At 61.2% G+C, this 24,235-nt stretch carries 26 protein-coding genes and 3 pseudogenes; 14 read left to right on the top strand and 15 right to left on the bottom strand.

Annotated features, from left to right (window positions below; translation table 11 throughout):
* The first annotated feature begins 77 nt into the window (after positions 1–77).
* The 3 genes and pseudogenes from MRBLPB4O_RS15825 to MRBLPB4O_RS15835 all read left to right on the top strand — a co-directional run.
* Positions 78–989, top strand: coding sequence for a DUF72 domain-containing protein (locus MRBLPB4O_RS15825; protein ID WP_341795823.1), 912 nt, complete (start codon positions 78–80; stop codon positions 987–989).
* Between the two features lie 19 nt (positions 990–1,008).
* Positions 1,009–1,167, top strand: a pseudogene (locus tag MRBLPB4O_RS15830) (EEP domain-containing protein); the annotation flags it as partial.
* A pseudogene (locus MRBLPB4O_RS15835) lies at positions 1,141–1,503 on the top strand (phospholipase D-like domain-containing protein); the annotation flags it as partial. The pseudogenes MRBLPB4O_RS15830 and MRBLPB4O_RS15835, both read left to right, overlap by 27 nt.
* Here MRBLPB4O_RS15835 and MRBLPB4O_RS15840 read toward each other — a convergent pair.
* From MRBLPB4O_RS15840 to MRBLPB4O_RS15850, 3 genes are all read right to left on the bottom strand, one after another.
* Entirely contained in the window at positions 1,434–1,664 is a 231-nt protein-coding gene (locus MRBLPB4O_RS15840; RefSeq protein WP_341795824.1) for a metallothionein, read from the bottom strand. The pseudogene MRBLPB4O_RS15835 and the gene MRBLPB4O_RS15840 overlap by 70 nt on opposite strands.
* Positions 1,664–2,122: a phosphotransferase system, HPr-related protein gene (locus MRBLPB4O_RS15845; protein WP_341795825.1), complete on the bottom strand. Its 459-nt coding sequence runs from the start codon at positions 2,120–2,122 to the stop codon at positions 1,664–1,666. The genes MRBLPB4O_RS15840 and MRBLPB4O_RS15845 overlap by 1 nt, the downstream gene beginning before the upstream one ends.
* 587 nt (positions 2,123–2,709) lie before the next feature.
* Positions 2,710–3,234, bottom strand: coding sequence for a cupin (locus MRBLPB4O_RS15850; RefSeq protein WP_341798894.1), 525 nt, complete (start codon positions 3,232–3,234; stop codon positions 2,710–2,712).
* A 146-nt stretch (positions 3,235–3,380) separates the two neighbouring features.
* Between MRBLPB4O_RS15850 and MRBLPB4O_RS15855 the strand changes: the two genes are divergently transcribed.
* Together MRBLPB4O_RS15855 and MRBLPB4O_RS15860 are read left to right on the top strand one after the other, a co-directional pair.
* Positions 3,381–5,168 carry a thiamine pyrophosphate-requiring protein gene (locus MRBLPB4O_RS15855; RefSeq protein ID WP_341795826.1) on the top strand — a complete coding sequence of 596 codons (1,788 nt, stop codon included), beginning with the start codon at positions 3,381–3,383 and terminating at the stop codon, positions 5,166–5,168.
* A 105-nt stretch (positions 5,169–5,273) separates the two neighbouring features.
* A pseudogene (locus MRBLPB4O_RS15860) lies at positions 5,274–5,486 on the top strand (ATP-binding protein); the annotation flags it as partial.
* 127 nt (positions 5,487–5,613) lie between these two features.
* On the opposite strand, the gene MRBLPB4O_RS15865 reads toward MRBLPB4O_RS15860, so the two are convergent.
* From MRBLPB4O_RS15865 to MRBLPB4O_RS15875, 3 genes are read right to left on the bottom strand one after another with little or no spacing between them, the layout of a single operon-like run.
* Positions 5,614–6,420: a DUF3618 domain-containing protein gene (locus MRBLPB4O_RS15865; protein ID WP_341795827.1), complete on the bottom strand. Its 807-nt coding sequence runs from the start codon at positions 6,418–6,420 to the stop codon at positions 5,614–5,616.
* Positions 6,417–6,845 carry a phage holin family protein gene (locus MRBLPB4O_RS15870; RefSeq protein WP_197897593.1) on the bottom strand — a complete coding sequence of 143 codons (429 nt, stop codon included), beginning with the start codon at positions 6,843–6,845 and terminating at the stop codon, positions 6,417–6,419. Before MRBLPB4O_RS15870 ends, MRBLPB4O_RS15865 begins: the two co-directional genes overlap by 4 nt.
* Positions 6,845–7,441 carry a hypothetical protein gene (locus tag MRBLPB4O_RS15875; RefSeq protein ID WP_341795828.1) on the bottom strand — a complete coding sequence of 199 codons (597 nt, stop codon included), beginning with the start codon at positions 7,439–7,441 and terminating at the stop codon, positions 6,845–6,847. The genes MRBLPB4O_RS15870 and MRBLPB4O_RS15875 overlap by 1 nt, the downstream gene beginning before the upstream one ends.
* Positions 7,442–7,747: 306 nt before the next feature.
* On the opposite strand from MRBLPB4O_RS15875, the gene MRBLPB4O_RS15880 reads away from it, so the two are divergent.
* The 5 genes from MRBLPB4O_RS15880 to MRBLPB4O_RS15900 all read left to right on the top strand — a co-directional run bounded on the left by MRBLPB4O_RS15880 (position 7,748) and on the right by MRBLPB4O_RS15900 (position 13,511).
* Positions 7,748–8,278, top strand: a complete 531-nt coding sequence (locus MRBLPB4O_RS15880) for a (2Fe-2S)-binding protein (RefSeq protein ID WP_341795829.1) — start codon at positions 7,748–7,750, stop codon at positions 8,276–8,278.
* The gene (locus tag MRBLPB4O_RS15885; protein WP_341795830.1) at positions 8,275–9,276 is read left to right on the top strand and encodes a xanthine dehydrogenase family protein subunit M; all 1,002 of its coding nucleotides are present in this window, start codon (positions 8,275–8,277) and stop codon (positions 9,274–9,276) included. Before MRBLPB4O_RS15880 ends, MRBLPB4O_RS15885 begins: the two co-directional genes overlap by 4 nt.
* Complete coding sequence (locus MRBLPB4O_RS15890) at positions 9,273–11,471, top strand: xanthine dehydrogenase family protein molybdopterin-binding subunit (RefSeq protein ID WP_341795831.1); 2,199 nt, start codon at positions 9,273–9,275, stop codon at positions 11,469–11,471. Before MRBLPB4O_RS15885 ends, MRBLPB4O_RS15890 begins: the two co-directional genes overlap by 4 nt.
* Before the next feature lie 158 nt (positions 11,472–11,629).
* Positions 11,630–12,832 carry a zinc-dependent alcohol dehydrogenase gene (locus MRBLPB4O_RS15895; RefSeq protein ID WP_341795832.1) on the top strand — a complete coding sequence of 401 codons (1,203 nt, stop codon included), beginning with the start codon at positions 11,630–11,632 and terminating at the stop codon, positions 12,830–12,832.
* Between the two features lie 139 nt (positions 12,833–12,971).
* Positions 12,972–13,511: a type 1 glutamine amidotransferase domain-containing protein gene (locus MRBLPB4O_RS15900; RefSeq protein WP_341795833.1), complete on the top strand. Its 540-nt coding sequence runs from the start codon at positions 12,972–12,974 to the stop codon at positions 13,509–13,511.
* 56 nt (positions 13,512–13,567) lie between these two features.
* On the opposite strand, the gene MRBLPB4O_RS15905 is transcribed toward MRBLPB4O_RS15900, so the two are convergent.
* Positions 13,568–14,092, bottom strand: a complete 525-nt coding sequence (locus MRBLPB4O_RS15905; protein ID WP_341795834.1) for a hypothetical protein — start codon at positions 14,090–14,092, stop codon at positions 13,568–13,570.
* A gap of 196 nt (positions 14,093–14,288) precedes the next feature.
* Here MRBLPB4O_RS15905 and MRBLPB4O_RS15910 point away from each other — a divergent pair, with 196 nt between their 5' ends.
* Together MRBLPB4O_RS15910 and MRBLPB4O_RS15915 are read left to right on the top strand one after the other, a co-directional pair.
* Positions 14,289–15,146: an SDR family oxidoreductase gene (locus MRBLPB4O_RS15910; protein ID WP_341795835.1), complete on the top strand. Its 858-nt coding sequence runs from the start codon at positions 14,289–14,291 to the stop codon at positions 15,144–15,146.
* A 139-nt stretch (positions 15,147–15,285) separates the two neighbouring features.
* Positions 15,286–15,750, top strand: a complete 465-nt coding sequence (locus MRBLPB4O_RS15915; protein ID WP_341795836.1) for a hemerythrin domain-containing protein — start codon at positions 15,286–15,288, stop codon at positions 15,748–15,750.
* A gap of 68 nt (positions 15,751–15,818) precedes the next feature.
* On the opposite strand, the gene MRBLPB4O_RS15920 is transcribed toward MRBLPB4O_RS15915, so the two are convergent.
* A complete protein-coding gene (locus tag MRBLPB4O_RS15920) occupies positions 15,819–16,091 on the bottom strand; it encodes a PepSY domain-containing protein (protein ID WP_341795837.1) in 273 nt (90 codons plus the stop codon).
* 186 nt (positions 16,092–16,277) lie between these two features.
* Between MRBLPB4O_RS15920 and MRBLPB4O_RS15925 the strand changes: the two genes are divergently transcribed.
* The gene (locus MRBLPB4O_RS15925) at positions 16,278–16,514 is read left to right on the top strand and encodes a hypothetical protein (protein WP_341795838.1); all 237 of its coding nucleotides are present in this window, start codon (positions 16,278–16,280) and stop codon (positions 16,512–16,514) included.
* Positions 16,515–16,551: 37 nt separating this feature from the next.
* Here the strand turns inward: MRBLPB4O_RS15925 and MRBLPB4O_RS15930 are convergent, their stop codons facing one another.
* The 7 genes from MRBLPB4O_RS15930 to MRBLPB4O_RS15960 form a co-directional block, all read right to left on the bottom strand.
* Positions 16,552–17,895 (bottom strand): cation:proton antiporter, encoded by a 1,344-nt coding sequence (locus MRBLPB4O_RS15930; RefSeq protein WP_341795839.1) that lies wholly within the window; start codon positions 17,893–17,895, stop codon positions 16,552–16,554.
* A 150-nt stretch (positions 17,896–18,045) separates the two neighbouring features.
* Complete coding sequence (locus MRBLPB4O_RS15935; protein ID WP_341795840.1) at positions 18,046–19,992, bottom strand: response regulator; 1,947 nt, start codon at positions 19,990–19,992, stop codon at positions 18,046–18,048.
* Positions 19,982–20,854 (bottom strand): ATP-binding protein, encoded by an 873-nt coding sequence (locus tag MRBLPB4O_RS15940; RefSeq protein WP_341795841.1) that lies wholly within the window; start codon positions 20,852–20,854, stop codon positions 19,982–19,984. The genes MRBLPB4O_RS15935 and MRBLPB4O_RS15940 overlap by 11 nt, the downstream gene beginning before the upstream one ends.
* Positions 20,847–21,863: an ATP-binding protein gene (locus tag MRBLPB4O_RS15945; RefSeq protein WP_341795842.1), complete on the bottom strand. Its 1,017-nt coding sequence runs from the start codon at positions 21,861–21,863 to the stop codon at positions 20,847–20,849. Before MRBLPB4O_RS15945 ends, MRBLPB4O_RS15940 begins: the two co-directional genes overlap by 8 nt.
* Positions 21,854–22,258: an anti-sigma regulatory factor gene (locus MRBLPB4O_RS15950; protein ID WP_197897583.1), complete on the bottom strand. Its 405-nt coding sequence runs from the start codon at positions 22,256–22,258 to the stop codon at positions 21,854–21,856. Before MRBLPB4O_RS15950 ends, MRBLPB4O_RS15945 begins: the two co-directional genes overlap by 10 nt.
* Positions 22,255–22,617 (bottom strand): STAS domain-containing protein, encoded by a 363-nt coding sequence (locus tag MRBLPB4O_RS15955; RefSeq protein ID WP_043196515.1) that lies wholly within the window; start codon positions 22,615–22,617, stop codon positions 22,255–22,257. The genes MRBLPB4O_RS15950 and MRBLPB4O_RS15955 overlap by 4 nt, the downstream gene beginning before the upstream one ends.
* 4 nt (positions 22,618–22,621) lie before the next feature.
* Positions 22,622–23,473 carry an STAS domain-containing protein gene (locus MRBLPB4O_RS15960; protein WP_341795843.1) on the bottom strand — a complete coding sequence of 284 codons (852 nt, stop codon included), beginning with the start codon at positions 23,471–23,473 and terminating at the stop codon, positions 22,622–22,624.
* 233 nt (positions 23,474–23,706) lie between these two features.
* Here MRBLPB4O_RS15960 and MRBLPB4O_RS15965 point away from each other — a divergent pair, with 233 nt between their 5' ends.
* Entirely contained in the window at positions 23,707–24,123 is a 417-nt protein-coding gene (locus MRBLPB4O_RS15965; protein ID WP_341795844.1) for a low affinity iron permease family protein, read from the top strand.
* Positions 24,124–24,235 lie beyond the last annotated feature (112 nt).

Consider the following 24,235-nt stretch of genomic DNA (forward strand, 5'->3'; position numbering starts at 1 on the left):
CAGCCACTCGTCAATCCTGTTGAATCCTCTTGTCCTGCTGCCTGTCGCTACTGTTAAGTACAGGACCGCAGGGGACTATGGTGAGCGAGATCCGCATTGGAATTTCCGGTTGGCGCTATGGCCCATGGCGCAAGGACTTCTACCCCGAGGGACTGCGCCAGAGCGACGAGCTGGCGTTTGCCTCGCGGGCAGTCAACAGTATCGAAATCAACGGTTCGTTCTACGCACTGCAAACCCCCGAACGCTATGGCAAGTGGCGTGACGAGACACCGCAGGGGTTCGTGTTCTCGGTCAAGGCGCCGCGGTACATCACCCACGTACGCAGGCTCCGCGAAATCGACGAGGCGCTTGCCAACTTCTTCGCATCGGGCCCCTTGCTGCTGGGTGACAAACTCGGCCCCTTCCTGTGGCAGTTTCCCCCAAACCTGAAATTCGACGCGCAGCGCTTCAGCGACTTCCTGGCCAAGCTGCCACGTGACCGCAAAGCCGCCCGCAGCCTTGCGCGCCACGCCGCTGAACGCCTGCAAGGCAACGGCGGCACTGCCGTGCCGGGTAATGCGCGCCTGCGCCACGCCGTGGAAATCCGCCACCCCAGCTTCCTCTGTGACACCTTCATCAACCTGCTACGCAAGCACAAGGTTGCCCTGGTGGTCGCCGACAGCGCCGGCAAATGGCCCTATGTCGAAGAGGTCACGGCCGATTTCGTGTACTTGCGCCTGCATGGTGATGTCGAGCTGTACAGTAGCGGCTACACGGCCAAGGCGTTGCGGCGCTGGCGCCTGCGCATACAAGCCTGGGCTGCAGGCAGCCAGCCTGAGGATGCTCAGCGTGTGATGCGCCGCGCCCCGGCAAAACGCACCTCCCGCGACGTGTACTGCTACTTCGACAACGACCAGAAAGTCCATGCCCCTTACGATGCCCGCCGCCTGCTGGACAAGCTAGGGCTTGACGGCGAGCTGGTGACCGAACCAGGCGTCGAGCCGCAGTAGCCGCTATGAACCTGAGAGCCTGCCACCGGACGAGCCGGTCATCGTCGCCGGCGACTTCAACGACTGGCGCCTGAAAGCAAATGCGCGGTTATCGGGCTACTTGGTGGAAGCTGTCGGCAAGCCGACACGCAGCTTTTCCGCGCCCCTGCCGATGCTGCGCCTGGACCGTATCTACCTGCGCAATGCCCACGACAAGATCGGTCAACCCTTGCGCCACGCCCTGATCGATGCTGCGCGGCGCGGGGTGCGGGTCGAGGTGACGCTAATCCTCCAGGGGCAACCGGACATGCGCTGGGTACGCGCGCTCTCGCGCCGGCTCTACAACTACCTGTTGCGCGACCACGTGCGCATCCATGAGTACTGCCAACGGCCGCTCCATGGCAAGGTTGCGTTGGTGGATAACGACTGGTCCACCGTTGGTCTCACATCTGGCAGCAACTGGCATCATGGCGAAATCGGATCACTCGCCGGAAATGTTTCATCCAGTGCATTATCGACATTGGACTCTTTCGTGTGAGACAACTCACCACACTTGCAGTCGCTCATTCGACAGGGTTCGCCATTGCGATGGCCATTCGCACAGGCCTCGCAGCAATAGGCCTTGCCATCCTGGATCACAGCGTTGGCATCCACGGTGCAAGAACAATGGGTGCAGGAACAACGTTGTTCATTCATCACGGCTCTCTCCCTTCGTCATCGGGCACCACGTCATCGGTCCACGGCTCGCCGTCCAGCGGCGCGGAGCGGGCCAGTTCGGCCTCGTCCAGGCCGAAACCGCCACCGATCTCGTGGGCATCTACCTGGCGCAAGGCCTTGTCCGCCGGGCCGCCGCTGCCAGGCTCATCCGGATCGCGGGCACCGGTCTCATCGAGCAGCGTATCGGGGCTCAGGTCATCGAGGGTGACGTTGTCCTCGTGCAGGCTGTCGCTCAACGCCTCGCCGCCGGTCATGCCGCTTTCAGCAACACGCCGGGGCGGGTAATCCTCGGCGATCTCCCGCGCCGGACGCTCGTCGCCGACACGTCCCTGGCGTTCATCGCGGCGTTCGCTGAAATCCAGCTCGTGGACGCTGCCCATGCGGTCCTCGGTGTCGTCGATCTCAATGGGCGGTCTTGGGTCATGAGGTGTGGACATGAACGCTCTCCATCTGTGGGCTTCACCCGGTCGACCCTCCCCGGCGGCAAATGATTCAGAGTTTCTGCCAGCCCCCACCCCTCGCATTTTTGAACTCCTCACGCCACCGCGCCTTCCGTCGCTCAGCAGGCACCCTCCCGCGAGCGGCAGGCCGAACAGTAGGTGAACAACCCTGAAAGGAGTTTCACCATGACACCCACAAAACCCTCTGCGTTTGTGCTTACCCTGTGCCTGGGCTTGGCTGCACCACTTGCCCTGGCTGCCACAGACCTGAACGATCAGCGCGCCCCGGGCATGCAACCGCACGACAATGGTCAAATGAACGGCCAAGGCGGTGCCACGGGCTCAGGAACACCAGGCGATGGCATGGGTACGGGTAATGGCGGTACTGATGACAATGGGACGGACAACACGGGCGGTGACGGTACCAACAGTGGTTCGGGCACCGGGGGTAATGGCTCTGGTGGCAGCGGTACAGGCTCGGGCAGTGGTGGCGGAGGCTCATCTGGTAGTGGATCCGGCGCAGGTTCCGGCAGTTAGGTGAAATGGCCGATGGCAATGGACCACTCGGCCTGACTGCAGCGCACTCAGCGCCAATGCGTCATCAACGCACCCCGCATGCCGCCGACCGGATCTTGCTGAGGTAGCGGTACTTTGGCGATGCGCGCAACGGCACGCTGGTGCGCTGCTCTGTCGGGACGCTGGATGTCGTAGTTTTCCTGCCCGTAGGGATAGGCGCCGACCACCAGAAACTTATAGCTGCACTCGATGCAGCGATGGCCCGTACCAGCTGGCAGCACCAGCACATCGCCCCGCTCCACGCTAACGATCTGCCCTGATTCCCCGCCAAGCGTCAATCGCGCCTGCCCCCAGGCAATGCCCAGCGCCTCATGAGCGTTAGGGTGAAAGTGGTGATAATCGAAGATTCCGTCGCGCCTCAGCGGGGTCCATTGGTGAGCCGTAAACAGCGCTTCGAATGCGCTGGCATTGTCCCCCGACGGATCGAGCTTCAACCGGTAGAACAGTACGGGAAAACGGCTGTTCGGCGTGGCGCCGTCGTCTTCGAAATACAAGGCCTGCACGCTGGCATCTTCTGTATTCATGAGCGTCATGATGGGCACCCTGGCGGTCATCGATTCACCTTCGAACCCGTCGGCTGTTGCGAGGTTCCAGCCGGCAGACTGGTGAACATACCGTTGAAACTTTCCCGACACGTGCCAAGTCCAGACACCTATCAATGACAGAACGGGAGCAGGCAATGACCGGTACGGTAGGCGACTTTCTGGTGGAACGTTTGTATCAATGGGGAGTACGGCGCATCTTCGGTTACCCCGGCGACGGCATCAATGGGGTGTTCGGCGCGCTGAGCCGGGCCAAGGGCAAGATTGAATTCATCCAGGCCCGCCATGAGGAAATGGCCGCCTTCATGGCCAGCGCACATGCCAAGTTCACCGGCGAACTCGGTGTTTGCATGGCCACCTCCGGCCCAGGCGCCTCGCACCTGCTCACCGGCCTGTACGACGCACGCATGGACCACCAGCCGGTGCTGGCCATTGTCGGTCAACAGGCCCGTGCGGCACTGGGCGGGCACTACCAGCAGGAGCTGGACCTGCTGTCGATGTTCAAGGACGTGGCCGGTGCGTTCGTCCAGCAGGCATCGACACCGGAGCAGGTGCGCCACCTGCTCGACCGTGCGGTGCGCACGGCCGTCGGCGAGCGCCGCGTTACCGCCATCATCCTGCCCAATGATCTGCAGGACCTGCCCTACAACGAACCGCCGAGGGCTCACGGTACGGTGCATTCCGGCATCGGCTACAGCAAGCCCAGGGTGTTGCCGTTCGACGAAGACCTGCAGCGCGCCGCCGATGTACTCAACGCCGGGCACAAGGTGGCGATACTGGTAGGTGCCGGCGCACTGCAGGCAACAGAGCAGGTGATTGCAATTGCCGAAATACTCGGCGCCGGGGTGGCCAAAGCGCTGTTGGGCAAGGCTGTGTTGCCGGACGACCTCCCGTGGGTCACCGGGTCGATCGGCCTGCTTGGCACCGAACCCAGTTATCAGCTGATGACCGAGTGCGACACCTTGCTGATGATTGGCTCCGGCTTTCCCTATTCCGAGTTTCTGCCCAAGGAAGGCCAGGCGCGCGGCGTGCAGATAGACCTGCAACCCGACATGCTCAGCCTGCGCTACCCGATGGAGGTCAACCTGGTCGGCGACGCCAGCGAAACACTGCGCACATTGTTGCCGTTGCTTGAGCACAAGACCGACCGGCGCTGGCGCGACAAGGTGGAAACCTGGCGTGCGCAGTGGGACAAGACCGTGGCCAAGCGCGCGCTGGCCAAGGCTGACCCGATTAACCCGCAACGCGTGGTCCATGAGCTGTCCCCTCGCCTGCCCGACCACGCCATCATCACCAGCGATTCCGGCTCCTGTGCCAACTGGTTTGCCCGCGACCTGCAGATTCGCCAGGGTATGCAGTGTTCGCTGTCCGGCGGCCTGGCTTGCATGGGCGCAGCCGTGCCCTATGCCATTGCAGCCAAATTCGCCCACCCGCAACGGGCAGTGGTTGCTTTGGTGGGCGATGGCGCGATGCAGATGAACAACCTCGCCGAACTGATCACCGTGGCCAAGTACTGGCAGCAGTGGGACAACCCACAATGGATCTGTGCCGTGTTCAACAATGAAGACCTCAACCAGGTGACTTGGGAGCAACGGGTGATGGAGGGCGACCCCAAGTTCGAAGCTTCGCAGTCGATCCCTGACGTGCCCTACCATTTGTTCGCCATTTCCATTGGCCTGCAAGGTATCTACGTAGATCGCGAAGAGGACGTTGCCGCTGCGTGGGAGCGCGCGCTGGCTGCTGATCGGCCAGTACTGATCGAGTTCAAGACCGACCCGAACGTGCCGCCCCTGCCACCCCACATCAAGCTGGAGCAGGCGAAGAAGTTCGCCACTACCTTGCTCAAGGGCGACCCGGACCAGGCGGGCATCATCGTGCAGACAGCCAAGCAGGTGCTCAGCTCGGTGCTGCCTGGCAAGAAGTGATAGCCACCTCTGCTGTTCGCCTGCAACGGGCTCCTGCCCTGCCAGGCGTGTCAGCAGAGGCACTCAACATCGTGATTCACAAGCAGGAAGGCGCAGGTATGGGGGGGCACAGCCATATCCGAATCTTCGTTAGGTAACCTCTTTGAGCCAATGACCAGAGTGAGCGAGCTGGACACTGACCTGAGAAGCGTAGGTCTTGGCCTTTTCATTGTTCGGGAAATAGCCAGGGCCCGTGGCGGCGATGTGGCAGTGAGTTCCACGAACGAAACGGGTACATCATTCTGTGTGAGTTTCACCCGTACCGGTACCGTGAGGTGACAGCGCTGGCGGCGCCCGAGCTCAATTGCTGCCAGCGGCAACCCGGTCCGGCCCCTGCTTAGCGGTCAGGGCCATCCTCGTGAGGGACGGCCCCACCCATGGAGCGGCCTGTGAACATCCATCAGGCTCAAGGCGTGAAGCCAAGCCCGTCGGAAAGGTCGGTGCCTTCCGGTTTGCCCCCTGCCCGCGCCGATGCGTTGCCACCCGCCTGATCCATCGATTCTTCGACCGACGTCTTCAACTCGCTACCTTTGGCCTTGAGCGCGTCGGTCAACCGGTCACTACTGGCGCCCATCAGCTCATCTTCCTTGCGGGTACTGGGCAACGCCGCCCCCAATGCCGCGCCCAGCGCTATCCCCAAGGCGGCCAATACCATCGGTTGCTCGTGGAGCATCTGATCGAACTGCCCTTTCAGCGCCGTGGTCTGGTCTGCGACCTTGTGCGCTGAGTGACGCAGGTTATCTGCAGAAGCACCCATCGAGTCCCGCGCACTGCTGCCAAGTTCACCTGCCCGGTCACGCACGTCATGGGCTTTCATGCGCACCGCCTGGCTGGCATCGTGCACCGCCTCCCCTGCATGGGCAAAGGCATCCTTCACCGTGTCCACTGCGTCTGCGATCTTCTCACCCAACCCAGGCCCCTGATGCGCGGGCCCGGGGTTGAAGGGGCGGTTCTGGTTCAAGCCCAGCCAGGCCAGGCCCAGTACGGTGAGGGTAGCGGGTACGGGGTTGTTCTTGAGCGTGGTGCCAAGGTTCTGGAAGAACTCACCGCCATTGCCCTTTGCATAGGCCAATAGCCGATCGACCATCTGGCCAGGGCTCAGGCGCTGTTCGAGGGCATCCACCAGATCGCTGATGTGCTCGCGCCTGGCGTTGATTTCCTGCTCGAGCAGGTCCGGGTCTTTGTGCGCGTCATGTTCGAAGGAAGTGGTCATGGCAGTTTCCTCTTCAACGTATCCTTGTCCTGTTGCATGGCATGCAAGGTGCGATCAGGTGCCAGATGCGCGGGCTCGAACTGCTTCTTGCCCGACTGCAGCATGATGAAACCGATCACCACGGTAATTGCGCCGACGATCAACGCAGCCAACCAGGGCTCGACCACCATTGCCAGGGCATAGACTGCCGCCAGCAACAGGATGATGAAACCCGCCAGAATCACCACAGCCCCCGCTGCAACGGCCGCCGTCCCGGCTTTCAGGGTAGCCAGGTTGTGCTGAAGCTCGGCCTTTGCCAACGCCAGTTCCTTGGTGAACAGCTCCGGTACTTCCCGCATCAGCTGACGCAGCAGGCCACCGACACCGACCGCGTCTTCGTCCGCCGAGCGTAATCCCGGGGTGGTTTGCAAGGGGTCCTTGTTCATCATTCACCTCCTTTGAGTGGATCACGCTCGAACGGGCTACCACTGACCGGCGTACCGGCGCCTGGCCCGATCGGGTCGATGGGGGTGTAAGGTTTGCGGGTGGATACGTCGCTACCGCGATCCGGCGTCACAGGCTGCGCAGGCCGGGGGTGGCGCCAATCGTCCGATGACGCAGCGGTAGCCTGACCATGAGTAGCGCTGGCCCGCATGAACCGCGACACGGCAAAGCCAAGTGCGACGCTACCGGCCAAAAACAGCGCCGGGTTGCTCCGTGCCAACTGGGCACCGCGCTGCAGCAGGCTCTCGGCGTTTTCATGACGCAGCTGCGCGGCCAAGTCGCCCACGCACCCAGCTGCCTGGCTCAGGTACTGCGATAACCCGAAGGTGTCGTTTTCTTGCAGTGCTTGCGCGGCTGAGCGTGCGCCTTGCTCAAGCGAATCAAGCTGATCGGCTGCGGTATCGCGGTAGTGCTCGAATTGCTCGCTGCCTTTCTGCCTGGCTTCACCTAGCAGCGCACCGGCCTCATCGGTGATGGCCTGCGCGTGATCCTGAGTGCTGCCGGGTGAAGACGTCGAGCCTTGATCGGTCTTGTCCATCGTTACGCCCTCGTAACTGAGTAATGAGCGAATGCCCTCATTACTGGGCATTCATTCGGAGGACGCAGGCGGGACGGCGGTAGTTCAGCGTGTGTGATCTATGACGCTTACCTGGCGATCAAAATGAAACGGCACGATCAACCCCAGCCACTGAACCCGGGGCCGAGGCTTGGGCCGCAATGGTAATCAGCGCGAGAGAGGGTGCTGCGCTGCAGCCTGGCAAGTCGGCTGAACGTTTTTCCGGCCCGGCCGGTCGCACGACAGAGACACAGCCAACTGTGCGAACCCTGACCGTGAGGACCTTCCATGAGCGCAACCGCCCCCGTGGGTGCCGAAGAGCACCGCATTGGCCTGACCATCAATGGTCAGCCCCGATCACTGCTGGTCCTTCCCTGGACAACATTGCTCGACCTGCTGCGTGAGCAGTTGGACCTGATAGACACCAAGAAAGGCTGCGACCACGGCCAGTGTGGGGCCTGCACGGTATTGCGTGATGGCAAGCGCATCAATGCATGCCTCACCCTCGCCGTCATGTGCGAAGGCGCCCACCTGGTGACTATCGAAGGGCTGGCTAGCGGCGGCGAACTGCACCCCCTGCAACGCGCCTTCATCCGCCATGATGCCTTCCAGTGCGGCTACTGCACCCCGGGCCAGATCTGCTCCGCAGTGGGCCTGGCAAACGAAGGCCATGCCAATACCCCCCAGGCCATTCGCGAACAGATGAGCGGCAACCTGTGCCGCTGCGGTGCCTACAGCAACATCGTCGCTGCAGTGGAGGAAGCCCTGCCGTCAATGAACGACCGGCCCCAAGCCACCCAGGGAGGGACGAACCCATGACGCCTTTCAGCTACCACAAGCCTGCATCGGTCAGCGAGGCAATCAGCCTGGCAGACCCCAGCTCGCGCTTCATTGCCGGTGGTACCAACCTCGTCGACCTGATGAAGCAGACCGTGGTTCGGCCCGAACGGCTGATCGACATCTCAGGCATTGGGCTGAACGGTATCCACGCCACCGCCAACGCGGGCGTGCTGATCGGCGCATTGGTCAGCAACGCCGACCTGGCCTGGCATCCGATGATCCAGCAGCGCTATCCACTGCTGTCAGAAGCCATCCTGGCAGGGGCATCCCCGCAGTTGAGAAACATGGCAAGCACCGGTGGCAACCTGCTGCAACGTACCCGGTGCTACTACTTCTATGACACCGGCACCCCCTGCAACAAACGTGAACCCGGCAGCGGATGCCCCGCGCGTGATGGCCTGAACCGTATCCATGCCATTCTTGGCGCCAGCGCTGCCTGCGTCGCGACCCACCCCTCGGACATGTGCGTGGCATTGGCAGCGCTCGAAGCCGTGGTGCATGTACAAGGGCCGTCCGGTGAACGCCAGATACCCTTCGCAGATTTCCATCGCCTGCCCGAGGACACCCCCGAGCGCGACAATCAGCTGGCAGTCGATGAACTGGTGACAGGCATCGAGCTGCCGCCCCCGCTATTTGAGCACCACTACCGATACCTGAAAATTCGGGACCGGGCATCCTATGCATTCGCGCTGGTGTCGGTTGCCGCTGCCCTGCGCTTCGATGGCGAGGTGATACAGCAGGCTCGCCTGGCCCTGGGCGGTGTTGCCCACAAGCCTTGGCGAGTTCCGGATGTGGAGCGCATGCTGATCGGCCAGGTGCCTTGCGAAGCGCTTTTCACCCAGGCCGCGCAAATGCTGCTGCAAGGTGCACAGCCCCTGAGCCACAACGGTTTCAAGGTAACGCTCGCGCAGCGGGCTAGCGTGCGGGCATTGAACGAGGCGGCGCTGGGCGCTGCAGGCAGGGAGGCACGACCATGAACAGAACCACACCGTTGGTCGGCACGCCCCTGGACCGCGTGGACGGCGTGGCCAAGGTAACCGGGCAGGCACGCTATGCGGGTGAGTACCCCGAGGCCGGGCTGCTTCATGGCAGTGTCGTGTCCAGCACCATCGCCCGAGGCCGGGTACTCAAGATCGACAGTACCCTGGCAACCCGCGTGCCCGGGGTGATCGCCGTGCTCGACCATCGCCACCGGCCGCACATTTCCGGTTACGACGACGACTACAGTGACGCCGACTCGGCCGAGGGGTCGCCGTTTCGGCCGCTGTTCAACGACCGCGTGCTCTACAGCGGGCAACCGTTGGCCCTGGTGGTGGCTGACACCTTGCAACTGGCGCGGTATGCAGGGTCGCTGATCAATATCGAGTATGAAGAAGAGGCCCACCAGACAGACCTGGGTGCCAGCCCGCAATCGCATGAAGCACCGGCCGAGACACCGGCACCGCGTGGCGACTTTGTCGCGCAATTCGCCGGTGCACCGCTGCAGGTAGATGCCACTTACCTGACCGCTAATGAGCATCACAACCCGATGGAGCCACATGCGTCGACCGTGCTCTACAAAATGGACGGCACCCTGGAAATCCACGACAAGACCCAGGGTACGCAAAACTGCCAGGACTATCTGCACAAAGTGTTCGGCCTGCCAAAGGCCGACATCAGGGTGCGTGCGGCATTTGTCGGTGGTGCCTTCGGCTCGGGCTTGCGCCCGCAGTACCAGCTGCCGTTGGCAGTGATGGCGGCATTGCACCTGCAACGCTCGGTGCGCGTCACGCTGACGCGCCAGCAGATGTTCACCTTCGGCTACCGGCCCCGCACCGAACAGCGGCTGCGCCTGGGCGCAGACGCGCACGGCCGGCTGCTGGCAATTGCCCACGATGCACTTGGCCAGACATCCCGCTTCGAGGACTTCACCGAGCATCTGGTGGAATGGAGCGGCATGCTCTACCAGTGTGACAACGTTGCGCTCAGCTATCGCTTGGCCCCACTGGATGTGTACACCCCGCTGGACATGCGCGCACCCGGCGCTGCCTCCGGGATGATAGCGCTGGAATGCGCCATGGATGAACTCGCCTGCGCAGCGCAGATCGACCCGCTCGACTTGCGCCGGCGCAACTTCGCCGCCAACAATGCCAACGAGGGCAAGCCCTATTCCAGCAAGGAGTTGCTGGCGTGTTACCAGCAAGGCGCCGACCGTTTCGGCTGGGTAAACCGCAACCCGCAGCCTCGCAGCATGCGCAATGGCCATCAGTTGGTGGGTTGGGGCATGGCTGGCGGCGTCTGGGAAGCGATGCAGATGAAAGCCAGCGCCAAGGCCCGCATCGATGCACAGGGCCAGCTGACTGTCAGCAGCGCCACCACCGACATTGGAACCGGCACCTACACCGTCATGACTCAGATCGCCGCCGACGCTGCCGGGGTCAGGGTGCAGGATATCACCTTCGTGCTGGGCGACTCCTCGCTGCCCACTGCGCCACTTCAGGGCGGATCGTTCACCGTGTCGTCAGTGGGTTCGGCCGTGCGTCAAGCCTGCCTTGTGCTACGCAGCAAAGTGCTGGAACACGCGCGCAACACATACCCAGAGCTCGCCAATACACCCACGGAGCAGATCGTTTTCGCTGATGGCTACCTGTACGCCGGCAGCCTTCGCCTGGCCTTGGGAGACATCGTCGCCAGAGCCGCGGGTGCTGGTTTCGAAGTGCAGATCGATGCCGAGCCAGGCGCCAGGCGCCAACTGTTCTCCACCGCCACTCATTCGGCGGTGTTCGTGGAAGTCCACGTTGACGAGGACCTCGGCACCATCAAGGTGACCCGGGTGGTCAGCGCCGTGGCGGCAGGACGGGTGGTCAACCCAAAGACTGCAACCAGCCAGATCCTGGGAGGCGTGGTGTGGGGTGTGGGCATGGCCCTTCACGAAGAGGCGTTAGCCGACCATCGGCTGGGCCGCATCGTCAACCACGACCTGGCGCAATACCACATCCCGGTCAACGCAGACATTGGGGATATCGAGGTGATCTTCGTTGAAGAGAACGATGACATCGTTAATGAACTGGGCTCCAAGGGCGTGGGTGAAATCGGCGTTGTCGGGGTGGCTGCCGCGGTGGCCAACGCTGTCTACCATGCTACGGGCAAGCGTGTAAGGGCGTTACCGATCACACTCGACAAAGTGCTGTGATCCGGCGGGGGCTCGGAACCAGGCGTCCTGGTGGCCAGTATCGAACTCAACCCCCTCAGCTTTCATACCGTCGGACTTGTTGGTGTGAACTTTGATGCCCCACATGGCTTCCCTTGCATACCCGCCCAGAAACCTTACGGCTGCAGGAGCTGACGTCCATGAGAGCGCTGACCTACCACGGAGCAAACGACGTCAGGGTCGATAACGTCCCTGATCCCATTATCAAGGAAGCAGACGACATCATCCTCAGGGTCACCGCCACAGCGATCTGCGGTTCTGACCTACATCTGTATCGAGGAAAAATTCCGGAGACCGAAGCCGGGGATATCTTCGGCCATGAGTTCATGGGAATCGTCGAGGACACCGGAAGTGCAGTTACAAATCTGCAGATTGGCGACCGGGTAGTAATTCCCTTTGTTATCGCCTGCGGCAGTTGTTTCTTCTGTCAGCACGATCTGTTTGCCGCCTGCGAAACCACCAACACCGGGCGCGGCTCAATCGTCAACAAGAAGGGCATTCCTCCGGGCGCGGCACTGTTTGGATACAGTCATTTATATGGCGGCATCCCTGGCGGTCAAGCTGACTACGTCCGGGTACCCAAAGGTAACGTCGGCCCTTTCAAGGTCCCCACCGACCTGGCCGATGACAAGGTCCTTTTCCTGTCCGATATTCTGCCGACCGCGTGGCAGGCGGTCATCAATGCCGAGATTGGCCAGGGTTCATCGGTTGCCATCTACGGCGCCGGGCCAGTGGGGTTGCTGAGTGCCGCCTGTGCACGAATGCTCGGTGCCCAGACCATCTTCATGGTCGATGACAACGATTACCGCCTGGCGTATGCCCAGAAAGCTTACGGTGTTGTCCCCATCAACTTTGAGCAGGACGACGATCCCGCTGACAGCATCATCCGTCACACGTCAGGCATGCGTGGCGTTGATGCGGTAATCGATGCGGTTGGCTTTGAAGCCAAAGGCAGCACTGCCGAAACAGTAATGACGGCACTGAAGATCGAAGGTAGCAGCGGCAAGGCGCTGCGCCAGAGCATTGCTGCAGTGCGTCGCGGCGGCGTTGTCAGCGTCCCAGGTGTTTACGCCGGCTTCATCCATGCCTTCATGTTCGGCGACGCCTTCGACAAAGGTCTGACTTTCAAGATGGGCCAGACCCATGTCCAGAAATACCTACCGGAGCTGCTGGAGCACATCCAGGCAGGACGCCTGCAACCGGAACTGATCGTCACCCACCGCCTGGCACTCGAAGAAGCGGCCATGGGCTACAAGATGTTCGATCAGAAGCAGGACGACTGCCGCAAGGTCATCCTCGTACCAGGCGCTGCGGCGGGCACCCTGGGCCCTGACCACATATGAAGGGGACATGGCCTCGAAGTTTTTTCATCACCCGCTCGCAACGCATGCACCGCTGATGTGAGCCGCTGAGCACCGCGCTGGAACTTTACCTCGCCGTGCCGGCCCCTATCTGAGGTCTATAGGTAAAAGGAGCTAAACGATGAGTGCACAACTGAACGGCAAACGCGTGGCGTTTCTGGTCACTGATGGCTTCGAGCAGGTGGAACTGACCGGCCCGCGCGAGGCACTGGAAAACAACGGTGCGGTGGTTGATATTCTGGGCGAAAAAGAAGGTACGGTCATGGGCTGGAACCATGACAAGCCCGCCGACGCCTTCACCGTAGATGCGACGTTCGAGGGCGCCGACCTCGACCTCTACGACGCCTTGGTGCTGCCTGGCGGCGTGCAGAACTCCGACACCATCCGCATCATTTCTGCCGCGCAGAATCTGGTAAAAAGCCATGACGCGGCTGGCAAGCCGCTGGCCGTCATCTGCCACGGTGCCTGGTTGCTGGTGTCCAGTGGCTTGGCCAAAGGCAAGCGCATGACCAGCTACAAGACACTGCAGGACGACATCCGCAACGCGGGTGGCACGTGGGTAGATGAACAGGTGGTGGTGGACGGCAACCTGATCACCAGCCGCCAGCCAGATGATATCCCCGCCTTCAATGAGCAATTGATCAAGGCACTGGCAAGCTGAGTGTGCTTCTTTCCAGCGCCCCCTGGTCGCATTTGACGCCGACCAGAAGGCGCTGGTCATGCCAGCTGGATATAAACCGAATAGCTGCCCAGCAAAATCCAGAAGCACAGGAAGATCCAGGGCGTGCGCAGGGAAAACAGCAGTGATTTGCGGTGCCCCGCCTGAGAGGTTTCTGCCTCGCAGAACAACGGCGACTCGTCATAGGCCAGGCCCATCATCGGCTCGCTGCGCAGCAAGTGGCTCTGTTTCATCTGCCAGTGCTCGATGATCCGGAAGGCGGCACGGATGCCTGGCCAGGCATTCAACGTACTTAGCACGCCAAGCAGTGCGAGAAAAGCCGGCACCATCAAGGTGAACATTTCGCCCCAGCTCTGGTTCAGGTTGCTCATCGATGATACGAACGCGATCACCAGGAACGACTGGGCAGCGAGATAAGCGTCAGTGCGGTTGGCCAGAATGGTGGTTTCATACTGGATTTCGCGCCGATAGAAATCCAGCCGCTCTTTCGGCGTACCGAACAGCTTCGCATTCCTTTGGTCGATTTCGTGTTCCGGCGTGGTGGGCGTGATGATTCGAGGCACGTGGATACTCCTGGATATCGTATGCCTCGCCCATTACAGCGCAAGACCCGTCAGGGATAGAGTACTCTGCTGACCGAAAATTCATTGGGAATGCGCTTGCCAACCGCTCGTCGCGTAGACCGATGACCCACCTAAACGCTGGCTTCGCGCACGCTTCGAACGGTAATGACCGTTCCCAACTGCAGGAGCATCTTCCATGATCGACTACCCTACCCCTCCATTCCCGTCCCAACCACAAAGCGTGCCGGGCTCACAACGCAAAATGGAACCGTATCCGGATTGTGGTGAGCAAACCTACACCGGCCACAACCGCCTGGAAGGCAAAATCGCCTTGATCACCGGCGCCGACAGCGGGATCGGGCGTGCAGTAGCGATTGCCTACGCTCGCGAAGGTGCTGACGTTGCCATTGCCTATCTGAATGAGCACGAAGATGCGCAGGAGACGGCGCGCTGGGTCGAAGCCGCTGGCCGCCAATGCCTGCTGCTGCCAGGCGACCTTGCGCAGAAACAGCACTGCTACGACATCGTCGACAAGACCGTGGCGCAGTTCGGTCGTATCGATATTCTGGTCAACAACGCCGCGTTCCAGATGGCTCATGAGGGCTTGGACGAGATTGACGATGATGAATGGGTGAAGACCTTCGATACCAACATCACCGCCATTTTCCGCATCTGCCAGCGGGCGTTGCCCTCGATGCCAAGAGGCGGTTCGATCATCAACACCAGCTCGGTCAACTCTGACGATCCGTCACCCAGCCTGCTGGCGTATGCCGCCACCAAAGGCGCCATTGCCAACTTCACCGCAGGCCTTGCCCAACTGTTGGGCAAGAAAGGCATTCGGGTCAACAGCGTAGCACCCGGCCCGATCTGGACGCCGCTGATTCCTGCCACCATGCCCGATGAAGCCGTCAGAAACTTCGGTTCGAGCTACCCGATGGGGCGGCCTGGGCAACCGGTGGAAGTAGCCCCGATCTACGTCTTGTTGGGCTCTGATGAAGCGAGTTACATCTCGGGCTCACGGTACGGAGTAACCGGCGGGAAACCCATCCTCTGATGACAATACCGAGGCCAGCTGTGGCTGGCCTCGAAACAGATCGGCCCTACGCCAATCATCATCCTTGTTGAACCCTGCCGCTGTCGGCCACTCAACTCCTGGGAAGCCAGTATTTATCCGCCCGTGACGAGGTACCTCCATGAATGCCATCGATCTGCTGATTCAAGATCATAAAGTGGTCAAGAAACTGCTGGAAGAACTCTCATCGACCACTGAACGTGCTGTAAAAAAACGCGCTGACTTGCTGCACCGCATTGAGCAGGAACTGCAAGTCCACACCGCGTTGGAAGAGGACATTCTCTATCCAGCGATCAAGCAAGCCGGTGGTAAAGAGGAGGCCAAGATGTATTACGAGGCCAAAGAAGAACACCGGACAGTTGACGCACTGGTACTCCCTGACCTGCTTCAAACCCAGACCGGCACGCTCGAATTCGCAGGTCGAGTGAAGGTGATGAAAGAGCTGCTTGAGCATCACATCGAGGAAGAGGAAGGCGAGCTCTTCCCCACCGCGAAGAAGCTGCTCGGTAAAGATCAATTAGAGGCGCTGGGGCGCGCCATGGAGACCCAGAAAAAAGTGCTCAAGAGCGAGCGGCCCGCCGCTTGAATCAAACACGCCTAGCCGGATCAGCGATCTGGCTAGGCGAGCGCGGGCAACCCTTCACCACCAGGCGATCAGTTATCCAGTTCATCCTTGATGATCTTGCCGTCGTGCGGATCAACCTGGAATTCGTACTGCTTGCCGTCAGCCTTCATGCCTTCACCTTCCCAGTGGCCGTCGTCGGCTTCGATCTTGGTAATTTGCGTGTAGCCGGCGCCTTTCAACGTGGCTTCAGCCTGATCCTTGCTGACCTTCCAGTCAGCATCGGGCGTATCAGCCCACGCGCAAGAAGCACCCATGGCACCTACCAATGCCAAGCCAGTGAACAGTCGAGTCATCGCTTTCATCGCCAACTTCCTTTTGCTGTGAATGTGAACATGCGACCCGGCCGACACGATGCAGGTTCAGTCGGAGCGCTATTCCCAGGCAGTTCTGTTCCAGCGCTAGTCGATAATTACGGGGCCACTGAACCTTACTGTCAGTACAACACTCTGTTCTTGTCAGGTACCGCTTGAATCCACGGAGCGACTTTCATGACTGATCCGATCATGCAACTGGACGCAGAGCTCGAATGGCTCGGCGAGATCGCCGATGAGCTCGAACGCCAGGTGGCGCCCTGCCCCCTTACCCGGGTATTGCTGGTCGCCTGGTTGACGGAGTGGGTACCCACCGCTCAAGGGCGGACAGCGATGAAGCGGGAACTGCCTCACCTCCCACAAGCATTGAAGTCGGCATATGCAGTGTGGATTAACGCCGGTGGCGCTCGCTGATATTACTGCCAGCGCCGACCCGGCACTGTCCATGTCCTCATGACGCCCGCTTCTTCCATGCTTCGTATCGGGCAAGCAGCGGCTGAACGCTCAACCCGTGCAGCAGGATGCTCAACGCCACCACTGACAACACCAGGTTGGTGCTCAGTACCGCATAGCCTGGGAGCAGCCCATGGTTAAGGGCATGGAAAAGGTAGTAGAAACTGCCGATACCGCGGATGCCAAACCATCCAAGCAGCCCACGTTGCCGAATATCCACCAGCCCCCGAATGGGGAACAGGGCAATGCTGAAGGGACGAATCAGCAGGAACAACGCACCGGCGACCAGTAACGCCCGCCAGTCCCAATGCTCTATCAGCACCACCCCGAGCAAGGTCACGAGGAACACCTCCATTGCTCGCTCGATCAGGCTTCCGAAGGCCAGCATGTCCCCCAGCATGATCCCCGCTGCAACCTGAGAATCGTCCAGCCCTTTCACATCACCTGTCACGGCCAACTCCGGCGCTACATGCTGATGGCCTACCACCGGCTGCACAAGGTGTTCGGCGGCCGGCTGTTGTGGGCTGCTGGACGTGTGAACCTCCGCCTGGCGCAAGCCCAGCCCCGCAGCAAACACCGCGAGAAACCCGTAGGCCTGAATCGATTCGGCGAGCACATAGGCCAGCGCGATCAATGCCAAGGCCAGGTAATCATTGGGCGATACGGTACTGTCGTCGTTGCGCAGCCGCAGGAACAGCGTAAGTTTGCCCAGCCCGCGCCCCATCCAGTAGCCAAGAAGCAAACCAGCAGTTACTGCCCATAGCATGTCCTTCATCAACCAGTCAGCGAGCCAGGCCTGCCCGGTGTTCTGTTGCAGGAACAACCCAAGGATGACAAAGGGAAAGGCCACTCCATCGTTCAGGCCCGCCTCCCCGGACAAGCTGAAACGCACAGGATCTTCGTCCTGTGCATCGGCCACCTGCACCAGTGTCGCAAGCACTGGGTCTGTGGGTGCGAGGATCGCCCCGATCAGCACCGAAACACCCCATTCCAGGTGCAGGCCGTAGTGCAACACCAGCGTTACGCCACCGATGCACATCATCATCACAGGCCCTGCCAGGTAAAACGCGGCCAACCATCGGCGGTCATGCAAGGGCAGGCGCAGCTTCAAACCGCTGAAGAACAGCGAAAAAAGCACTGCGACCTCGGTCAGGTGCTCCATCCACTCACTGGACTTGCTGACATCCAGATGAAGAAAGCCCAGCCCGGACGATCCGAGCCCGACGCCCAGGGCAAGGCACACCACAGAGGATGTCACCGGCATCCAGCGTAGATAGGAGGATGAAAGCGCGAGTAGCAGCAAGACCATGCCCAGCATGGCGAACCAGACGATGAAGGTCATCTGCGCAGGTGGCCTGGTAGAGTTGTCGATCAGCTTTTGACTTTCCGTTGCGACGCGTCGTTCCACTGCGATAACCCGACTCGGGCTGGCCGGTATTCGCAGCTTGCGCTCACACAGTCGAAGCAACGCCGAAACAATCAGCCATGCCCTTCATGTCGCCTGATCAAGTGCCCGGCGTACCTTGGCGAGCAGTTCGCTGATCTGGAACGGCTTGATCAGCATGTCCATCCCACTGCCCAGAAACGCCTGGCGGTCCAGGGCCGTCTCCGCATAGCCGGTCATGAACAGCACCGGTAACCTTGGGCGATAGGCCCGCGCCATATCGGCAAGCTCGCGCCCACTGATCCCAGGCAGGCCGACATCGGTGAGCAGCAACTGAATGCCGGCCTCTTCACGCAGATGGTCAAGTGCCTGCTCGATGGTTTCGGCCAAGGTGCACCGGTACCCGGCATCGGCCAGCACTTCTGCCACTGACAGGCGTACCGAGGCCATGTCCTCCACCACCAGCACATGTTCACCGGCCCCTTGCTGATCGGCTTGCGGCATGCGCTGCTCGCAGGATTCCTGCTGGTTGCTGGCGGGCAGCATGAGGATGACTTCAGTGCCCCGCCCCGGCACGCTGTGGATCGCCACGTGTCCGCCCGACTGGCGAGCAAAACCGTAGATGGTCGACAGCCCAAGCCCGGTACCCTGCCCTAACGGCTTGGTGGTGAAAAACGGGTCGAATACCTTTTCCAGCAGCTCTGGCGCGATGCCACAGCCATCATCGCGTACCGTCACCGCAACATAAGGGCCGTCCTGCAGGTTGGGGTCGCCGAGTGAGAAGCTCGCCGCCGTATTCACCCAGATATGCCCGCCCTTGGCCAAGGCATCGCGGGCATTGATCACCAGGTTGAGCACCGCGCTTTCCAGCTGGATCGGGTCTACCAGTGCGATCGTCGGCTCACGGGACAGCTCCAGTTTCAGCACGATTCTCTCACCGATGGTGCGGTTGATCAGTTCTTCCAGCGAGCGTACCCGCTCGTTGATGTCCACCGGCCGCGTGTCCAGAGGCTGCTGCCGTGCGAAGGCGAGCAGCCGATGGGTCAGCGAGGCAGCGCTCATGGCAGAGCTCAGGGCCGCGTCGGCGTATGCAGGGACCTTTTCGATACGGCTCTCTGCCACCCGTTTGCGAATCAGCTCCAGGCTGGTGATGATGCCGGTCAACAGGTTGTTGAAGTCATGGGCGATGCCACCAGTAAGACTGCCCAGGGCATCCATCTTCTGCAGTTGCAGCAGCTGCGCCTCGGTCTGTTCGCGCTGGGCCGTTTCCCGGGCCAACTGGGTGTTGGCGTCCTCAAGGCGCGCCAGGTGCGAGCGCTCGCGGTGGCGATGCTCGGTGACGTCTTCGACGAACACCAGGCACAACCCAGGCGCCCGGTAGGGCGATAGCTGCCATTCGGTATCCCTGGGCATGCCGCCCACGTGCATGGCCAACGTGCCACGCCAGCGCTGCCCCGCCAGCAGGTGCTGACGCAACTCGGCGATGACGGTTTGCTGGTCTTCGGCAAAGCATTGCTGCAGCGCCTCGGGGTTGTGATTGTCCTGGGTCAGCTGCTCGAAGGCATGGTTGCATTCATGCACCTTCAGCCTGTCGTCAATTACGGCGATCGGGGCTGACACATTGGTGAAGATTTCCCGAAAACTGGCCTCGCTGTCCCGCAAGGCCCGCTCGGTGTCGCGCACCCGCAGCAAGGTACGCAGCGTGGCCACCAGCACATCGGCATCCACGGGGTGAACCAGGTAGGCATCGGCGCCTGCGTCTAGCCCGGTAATGATGTCACCCGTCTGGATCGACGCCGCCGACACGTGGATCACCGGCAGCAAGGCGGTCTCGGGCTTGGCACGCAGCAGGCGGACGATATCGAAGCCGCTCATGTCCGGCAGGTTGACGTCCAGGATCAGGGCATCGAAATGCTCGCTACCGATCAGCGCCAGCCCCGCGCCACCGGTGCCTGCCTCCGTCACGGTATATCCATGCAATGCCAGCCGGCGACGCAGCGCATAGCGTGTGGCGACATTGTCGTCAACGATCAGCAGGCGGATGTCAGCGTTCATCAGCGCTCTCCTGAGCCAGCGCCATAGGCAGGATGACAAAGAACGATGATCCGCTGCCGGGCGTACTTTCAACTCCCACCTCGCCGCCCAGCAGCGCCGCAAAACGCTTGCACAGCGACAGCCCCAGCCCCGTGCCACGCAAGCGTTTCTGTAGCGGCGAGTCAATCTGGGCGAAATCTTCGAACAAACCACCGAGCAGCTCGGGGGCAATCCCGATACCCGTATCGCTCACGGCAAAACGCACCTGGTCGCTACCCACCAGCTGCGCCGACACACGCACCTCGCCACAGGTGGTGAATTTCAGGGCGTTGGAAATGAAGTTGCGCAGGATCTGCGCCAGCTTCTTGTCATCGGTATACATCTTCGGCAGGCCTTGCGGCTCTTCGAAGATCAGGTCCACCGCGCCGGTGTCGACGATCGGGCGGAACATGCCGCGCAAAGCCGCAAACAGGTCGAGCATATCGAACCAGGCAGGCGAAATGGTAATGCGGCCAGCTTCGATCTTGGCAAGGTCAAGCAGGTCGTCGACCATGTCGCCCAGCTCTCGCGTTGCCGTGCTGATGAACGCCACCTGCAACTGCTGCTCCTTGCTCAACGGCCCGTCCACCTCGTCGGCGAGCAGGCTGGTGATGCTCAGGATCGAACCCAGCGGCGTGCGGAACTCGTGGCTCATGTAGGAAAGGAAGCGGCTTTTCAGGTCCGAAGCCTGGCGCAGTTGCTCAGCCTGGGTGTCCAGCTCGGCATACAGCGCCAGCACTCCCTGGTTGGTGTCCTCCAGTTCGGCGCGCAGCGCCTGGTTTTCCGCCTGCAACCGGGCGATGAGGTCGGCCTGCTCGACACTGTTGCTGGATGATTCAGCCATGCACGGTCTCCAGGTCGATGACCAACACCGTCACATCGTCCCGCCCACGGCAGAAATCGCGATGCAACACGGCAGCGATGACCGCCGGGTGGCGGTGCACGAGGCCGGGGTAGGTTTGCAGGCTCCAACGCGACTGCAGGCCGTCACTGAACATGATCAACAGATTTCCTTTCACGTGAGCGTAGTCGAACACCTGGCCCTTGCGGTATTGCCCACCGACGATGCCGGGGTGCGAGGCCAGGCCGCGCGGCCGTTCGCGGCCGACCAAGGTTGCGCCGATATTGCCGATGCCGATGAACGACAGGTGGTCAACAGCACCATCGTACCGGGCGATGGCAACCGCACCGCCGCGGGTGCCGGCCATGGCATGGTGCAGTTCGCCAAGCAACTGCTCCGGCGCGCTGAAGGGCGCCAGGGTAAAGGCCTGCACACCCGCCTTGGCCGCACGCTCGGCCTCCTCGCCATGGCCAAGCCCATCGATCAGTACTGCGCTGATACGTTGTTCGGCCAGCGTCACATGCCAGCTATCACCGCAGGCCGGGTCATCGTGCAGCGAATGCTGGGTCACGCCAATGCGTATGTCCCTGCCCGTATGGCCCTGCCGGTAGAGGCGCGCCAGTACCACCGCGCCCTTCGCGTCCGCATGCACATCGAATACCTGCGCCAGGCGGCTGACCGCCCCCAGCCCGATGCCTTGGGTGCCGCCGGTGGAGTAGCCATCGGCCAGGCAGTTGGCCAGGTCGAACCCTTGTGCACGGTCCACCGCCACCAGTTCCATACCCGGGTGGGCGTCATGCGCAAGAACGCGAAGATGCAATTCACCACGCTCGGCGTGCTTGAGCACATTGCTGGCAAGCTCAGTGGCGACAATGGCCGCCCGGCCGGCGTCGGCGGCAGTGAAACCAAGCTGCTCGGCCAGCCTCTGGGCAACACGCCGGGCATGGCCGACCTGGCTGGGGTCATCAAGGCGCAGCACCTGGGTCAAACTCGCTGCCAGGTTCAGGCCCATCGTGTGATCGTTACCCGGGTACCTTGCCCGGGGGTGGTGTCCAGTTCGAATTCGTCTACCAGTCGGCGCGCGCCGGTCAACCCCAGGCCCAGCCCGCCGCCGGACGTCCAGCCATCGGTAAGCGCCAGTTTGACGTCGGCGATACCCGGCCCCTCGTCACGAAATACCAAGCGCAGGCCTACCCGCCCGGCTTCCTCGATGACTTCCCAGTCCATGTCACCGCCGCCACCGTATACCACGGTGTTACGTGCCAGCTCACTGACAGCCGTGACCAGTTTGGTGAGGTCGACCAACCGCATGCCGCAGTCGGTGGCAATCTTGCGGGTCAGCTGACGGGCCAGTACCACGTCCTGCTCCAGGCGTACCGGCTGGCTGCCGCTTTGGCGGATGCTCATGAGTGGCCTACCCGCTGGCGCAACAGGTGCATGCCGCGATCGACATTCAGTGCTGTGCTTACGCCGGGCAGGGTCAGGCCAAGCTCCACGAGGGTGATGGCCACCGCGGGTTGCATACCGACCAAAACCGTTTCGGCATCCATGATCCGGGAAAGGCCGGAGATACTGGCAATCATGCGGCCGATGAACGAATCGACCATATCCAGCGCGGAAATATCGATCAGCACGCCGCGGGCCGAGGTGTGGTCGATGCGGTCGGTAAGGTCGTCCTGCAGGCGCAGCGCCAGTTGGTCATGCATGTCGACCTGAATGGTTACCAGCAGGAATTCACCCATTTGCAGAATGGGAATACGCTCCATCGCCTCACACCTTCTCGCCAGTGCTGGTACCCAGACGCGAAAGCGCCAGCTTCAAGGCGTCCGCAAGGTTGGACTTGGTGGTCAACGTGCCCAGATCAAGGCCCAGGTGCACGATGGTCTGGGCAATCTGCGGGCGAACACCGCTGATGATGCAATCGGCGCCCATCAGGCGGATAGCTGTCACGGTCTTGAGCAGGTGCTGGGCGACCAGGGTATCGACAGTCGGCACACCGGTGATATCGATGATGGCAATTTCGGAGCCGGTATCGACGATGCGCTGCAGCAGCGATTCCATCACTGTCTGGCTGCGTTGCGAGTCGAGTGTGCCGATCAACGGCAGGGCCAGTACGCCCTCCCAGAGTTTGACCACCGGGGTGGACAGCTCAAGCAGTTCTTCCTGCTGGCGCTTGATGACGGCTTCGCGGTTTTTCTGATAAGTACGGATGGTGTGCAAGCCGAATGCATCGAGCAGTTGGGATATTTCCCACAGCTGTTCGGCCAACAGCGCGGGCTGGTCGCGGTAGTGGGCCTGCAGCAGTGTGAATAGCGGGCCTTTGAGGGCGAAGATGAAATTGGCTGTCTGGTGCGATTCCTGTCCAACCTGCGCACGGCTGGCAGACAGTTTTTCGAGGAAATGACGCGTTTCTTCCCACTCTTCTACGCCAATCTGCGTACCCGCCTCCTTGCGCAGCGCGTCGATCACCAGTTGCAGGAAGTCTCGGGTTTCCTGGCGCAAGTCATGCTCACGGATATTGCGGGTCGCGCCGGTGGCTTCCAGGGCGCTGAGCCATTGCGCCAACAACTGCGGCTGATTACCGACGATTGCTTCCAACGAGCTGTTCTGCAGTGCTGCCATGTACGGTTTGCTCCTGAAAAAAAGGCCTGGCCGGCTCATCGATTTTTTTGCCTGCTTCGACAATGACCCCTACCGATGAAAATAGTTGTGGCACTTAGCGATAATTGATTGCGCCATCTTTTGTGTCGTTAACTCTAGGCCAAGTTCATGGGGTACGTGGGCTGCACACCCTCATCTACAGAGCTTTTAGCGCTCCACTGTGGTCACACGCTATAGATCACTGGAGAAAAGTCATGAAATTCGCGCAATTCTGCCAATGGCTCGCCAAGCACGCCGGTAAACCGAGCACCTTCCTCATCGCTGTAGTGCTGATTGCCATGTGGGCTGCATCCGGCCCCTGGTTTCACTACAACGACACTTGGCAGCTCATCGTCAATACGTCGACGACCATTATCACTTTCCTGATGGTTTTTCTTATCCAGAACACCCAGAACCGGGACAACGACATGATCCACGTGAAGCTCGACGAACTCATCCGCGCTACAAAAACTGCGGAGCAATCGGTGCTGGATCTCGAAGCGCTCGACAGCCGCCAGATCCATCAGCTTCGCAAGGCGTATGAGGCGATGGGCAGCCGCTGTGGAACGGCCGCACAGCCGCTTGTTGAGGAGGATGGAGACTCTGCCGCCCGGGATAACCTGCAGCGCTAGCGTGGTGTGGCCAGTCGAAGCGCTTTCATCACGCTTCCACTCGTCAACCTTGCTGAACCCTGTTGCCACTGCGCGGGTCGCTAATGATGAGTGCACGAACGAAAGGGAGCCC

The organism is Pseudomonas sp. LPB4.O, assembly GCF_038383825.1.
In the GTDB taxonomy this organism is placed as follows: domain Bacteria; phylum Pseudomonadota; class Gammaproteobacteria; order Pseudomonadales; family Pseudomonadaceae; genus Aquipseudomonas; species Aquipseudomonas putida.

Coding starts and splice junctions, on each gene's coding strand:
- MRBLPB4O_RS15900 (WP_341795833.1), top strand. CDS start 12,972: ATGAGTGCACAACTGAACGGCAAACGCGTGGCGTTTCTGGTCACTGAT.
- MRBLPB4O_RS15840 (WP_341795824.1), bottom strand. CDS start 1,664: ATGAATGAACAACGTTGTTCCTGCACCCATTGTTCTTGCACCGTGGAT.
- MRBLPB4O_RS15950 (WP_197897583.1), bottom strand. CDS start 22,258: ATGAGCATCCGCCAAAGCGGCAGCCAGCCGGTACGCCTGGAGCAGGAC.
- MRBLPB4O_RS15910 (WP_341795835.1), top strand. CDS start 14,289: ATGATCGACTACCCTACCCCTCCATTCCCGTCCCAACCACAAAGCGTG.
- MRBLPB4O_RS15885 (WP_341795830.1), top strand. CDS start 8,275: ATGACGCCTTTCAGCTACCACAAGCCTGCATCGGTCAGCGAGGCAATC.
- MRBLPB4O_RS15920 (WP_341795837.1), bottom strand. CDS start 16,091: ATGAAAGCGATGACTCGACTGTTCACTGGCTTGGCATTGGTAGGTGCC.
- MRBLPB4O_RS15825 (WP_341795823.1), top strand. CDS start 78: ATGGTGAGCGAGATCCGCATTGGAATTTCCGGTTGGCGCTATGGCCCA.
- MRBLPB4O_RS15895 (WP_341795832.1), top strand. CDS start 11,630: ATGAGAGCGCTGACCTACCACGGAGCAAACGACGTCAGGGTCGATAAC.
- MRBLPB4O_RS15880 (WP_341795829.1), top strand. CDS start 7,748: ATGAGCGCAACCGCCCCCGTGGGTGCCGAAGAGCACCGCATTGGCCTG.
- MRBLPB4O_RS15940 (WP_341795841.1), bottom strand. CDS start 20,854: ATGGCTGAATCATCCAGCAACAGTGTCGAGCAGGCCGACCTCATCGCC.
- MRBLPB4O_RS15870 (WP_197897593.1), bottom strand. CDS start 6,845: ATGAACAAGGACCCCTTGCAAACCACCCCGGGATTACGCTCGGCGGAC.
- MRBLPB4O_RS15865 (WP_341795827.1), bottom strand. CDS start 6,420: ATGACCACTTCCTTCGAACATGACGCGCACAAAGACCCGGACCTGCTC.
- MRBLPB4O_RS15930 (WP_341795839.1), bottom strand. CDS start 17,895: ATGACCTTCATCGTCTGGTTCGCCATGCTGGGCATGGTCTTGCTGCTA.
- MRBLPB4O_RS15935 (WP_341795840.1), bottom strand. CDS start 19,992: ATGAACGCTGACATCCGCCTGCTGATCGTTGACGACAATGTCGCCACA.
- MRBLPB4O_RS15915 (WP_341795836.1), top strand. CDS start 15,286: ATGAATGCCATCGATCTGCTGATTCAAGATCATAAAGTGGTCAAGAAA.
- MRBLPB4O_RS15960 (WP_341795843.1), bottom strand. CDS start 23,473: ATGGCAGCACTGCAGAACAGCTCGTTGGAAGCAATCGTCGGTAATCAG.
- MRBLPB4O_RS15890 (WP_341795831.1), top strand. CDS start 9,273: ATGAACAGAACCACACCGTTGGTCGGCACGCCCCTGGACCGCGTGGAC.
- MRBLPB4O_RS15850 (WP_341798894.1), bottom strand. CDS start 3,234: ATGACGCTCATGAATACAGAAGATGCCAGCGTGCAGGCCTTGTATTTC.
- MRBLPB4O_RS15925 (WP_341795838.1), top strand. CDS start 16,278: ATGACTGATCCGATCATGCAACTGGACGCAGAGCTCGAATGGCTCGGC.
- MRBLPB4O_RS15965 (WP_341795844.1), top strand. CDS start 23,707: ATGAAATTCGCGCAATTCTGCCAATGGCTCGCCAAGCACGCCGGTAAA.
- MRBLPB4O_RS15945 (WP_341795842.1), bottom strand. CDS start 21,863: ATGGGCCTGAACCTGGCAGCGAGTTTGACCCAGGTGCTGCGCCTTGAT.
- MRBLPB4O_RS15875 (WP_341795828.1), bottom strand. CDS start 7,441: ATGGACAAGACCGATCAAGGCTCGACGTCTTCACCCGGCAGCACTCAG.
- MRBLPB4O_RS15855 (WP_341795826.1), top strand. CDS start 3,381: ATGACCGGTACGGTAGGCGACTTTCTGGTGGAACGTTTGTATCAATGG.
- MRBLPB4O_RS15955 (WP_043196515.1), bottom strand. CDS start 22,617: ATGGAGCGTATTCCCATTCTGCAAATGGGTGAATTCCTGCTGGTAACC.
- MRBLPB4O_RS15845 (WP_341795825.1), bottom strand. CDS start 2,122: ATGTCCACACCTCATGACCCAAGACCGCCCATTGAGATCGACGACACC.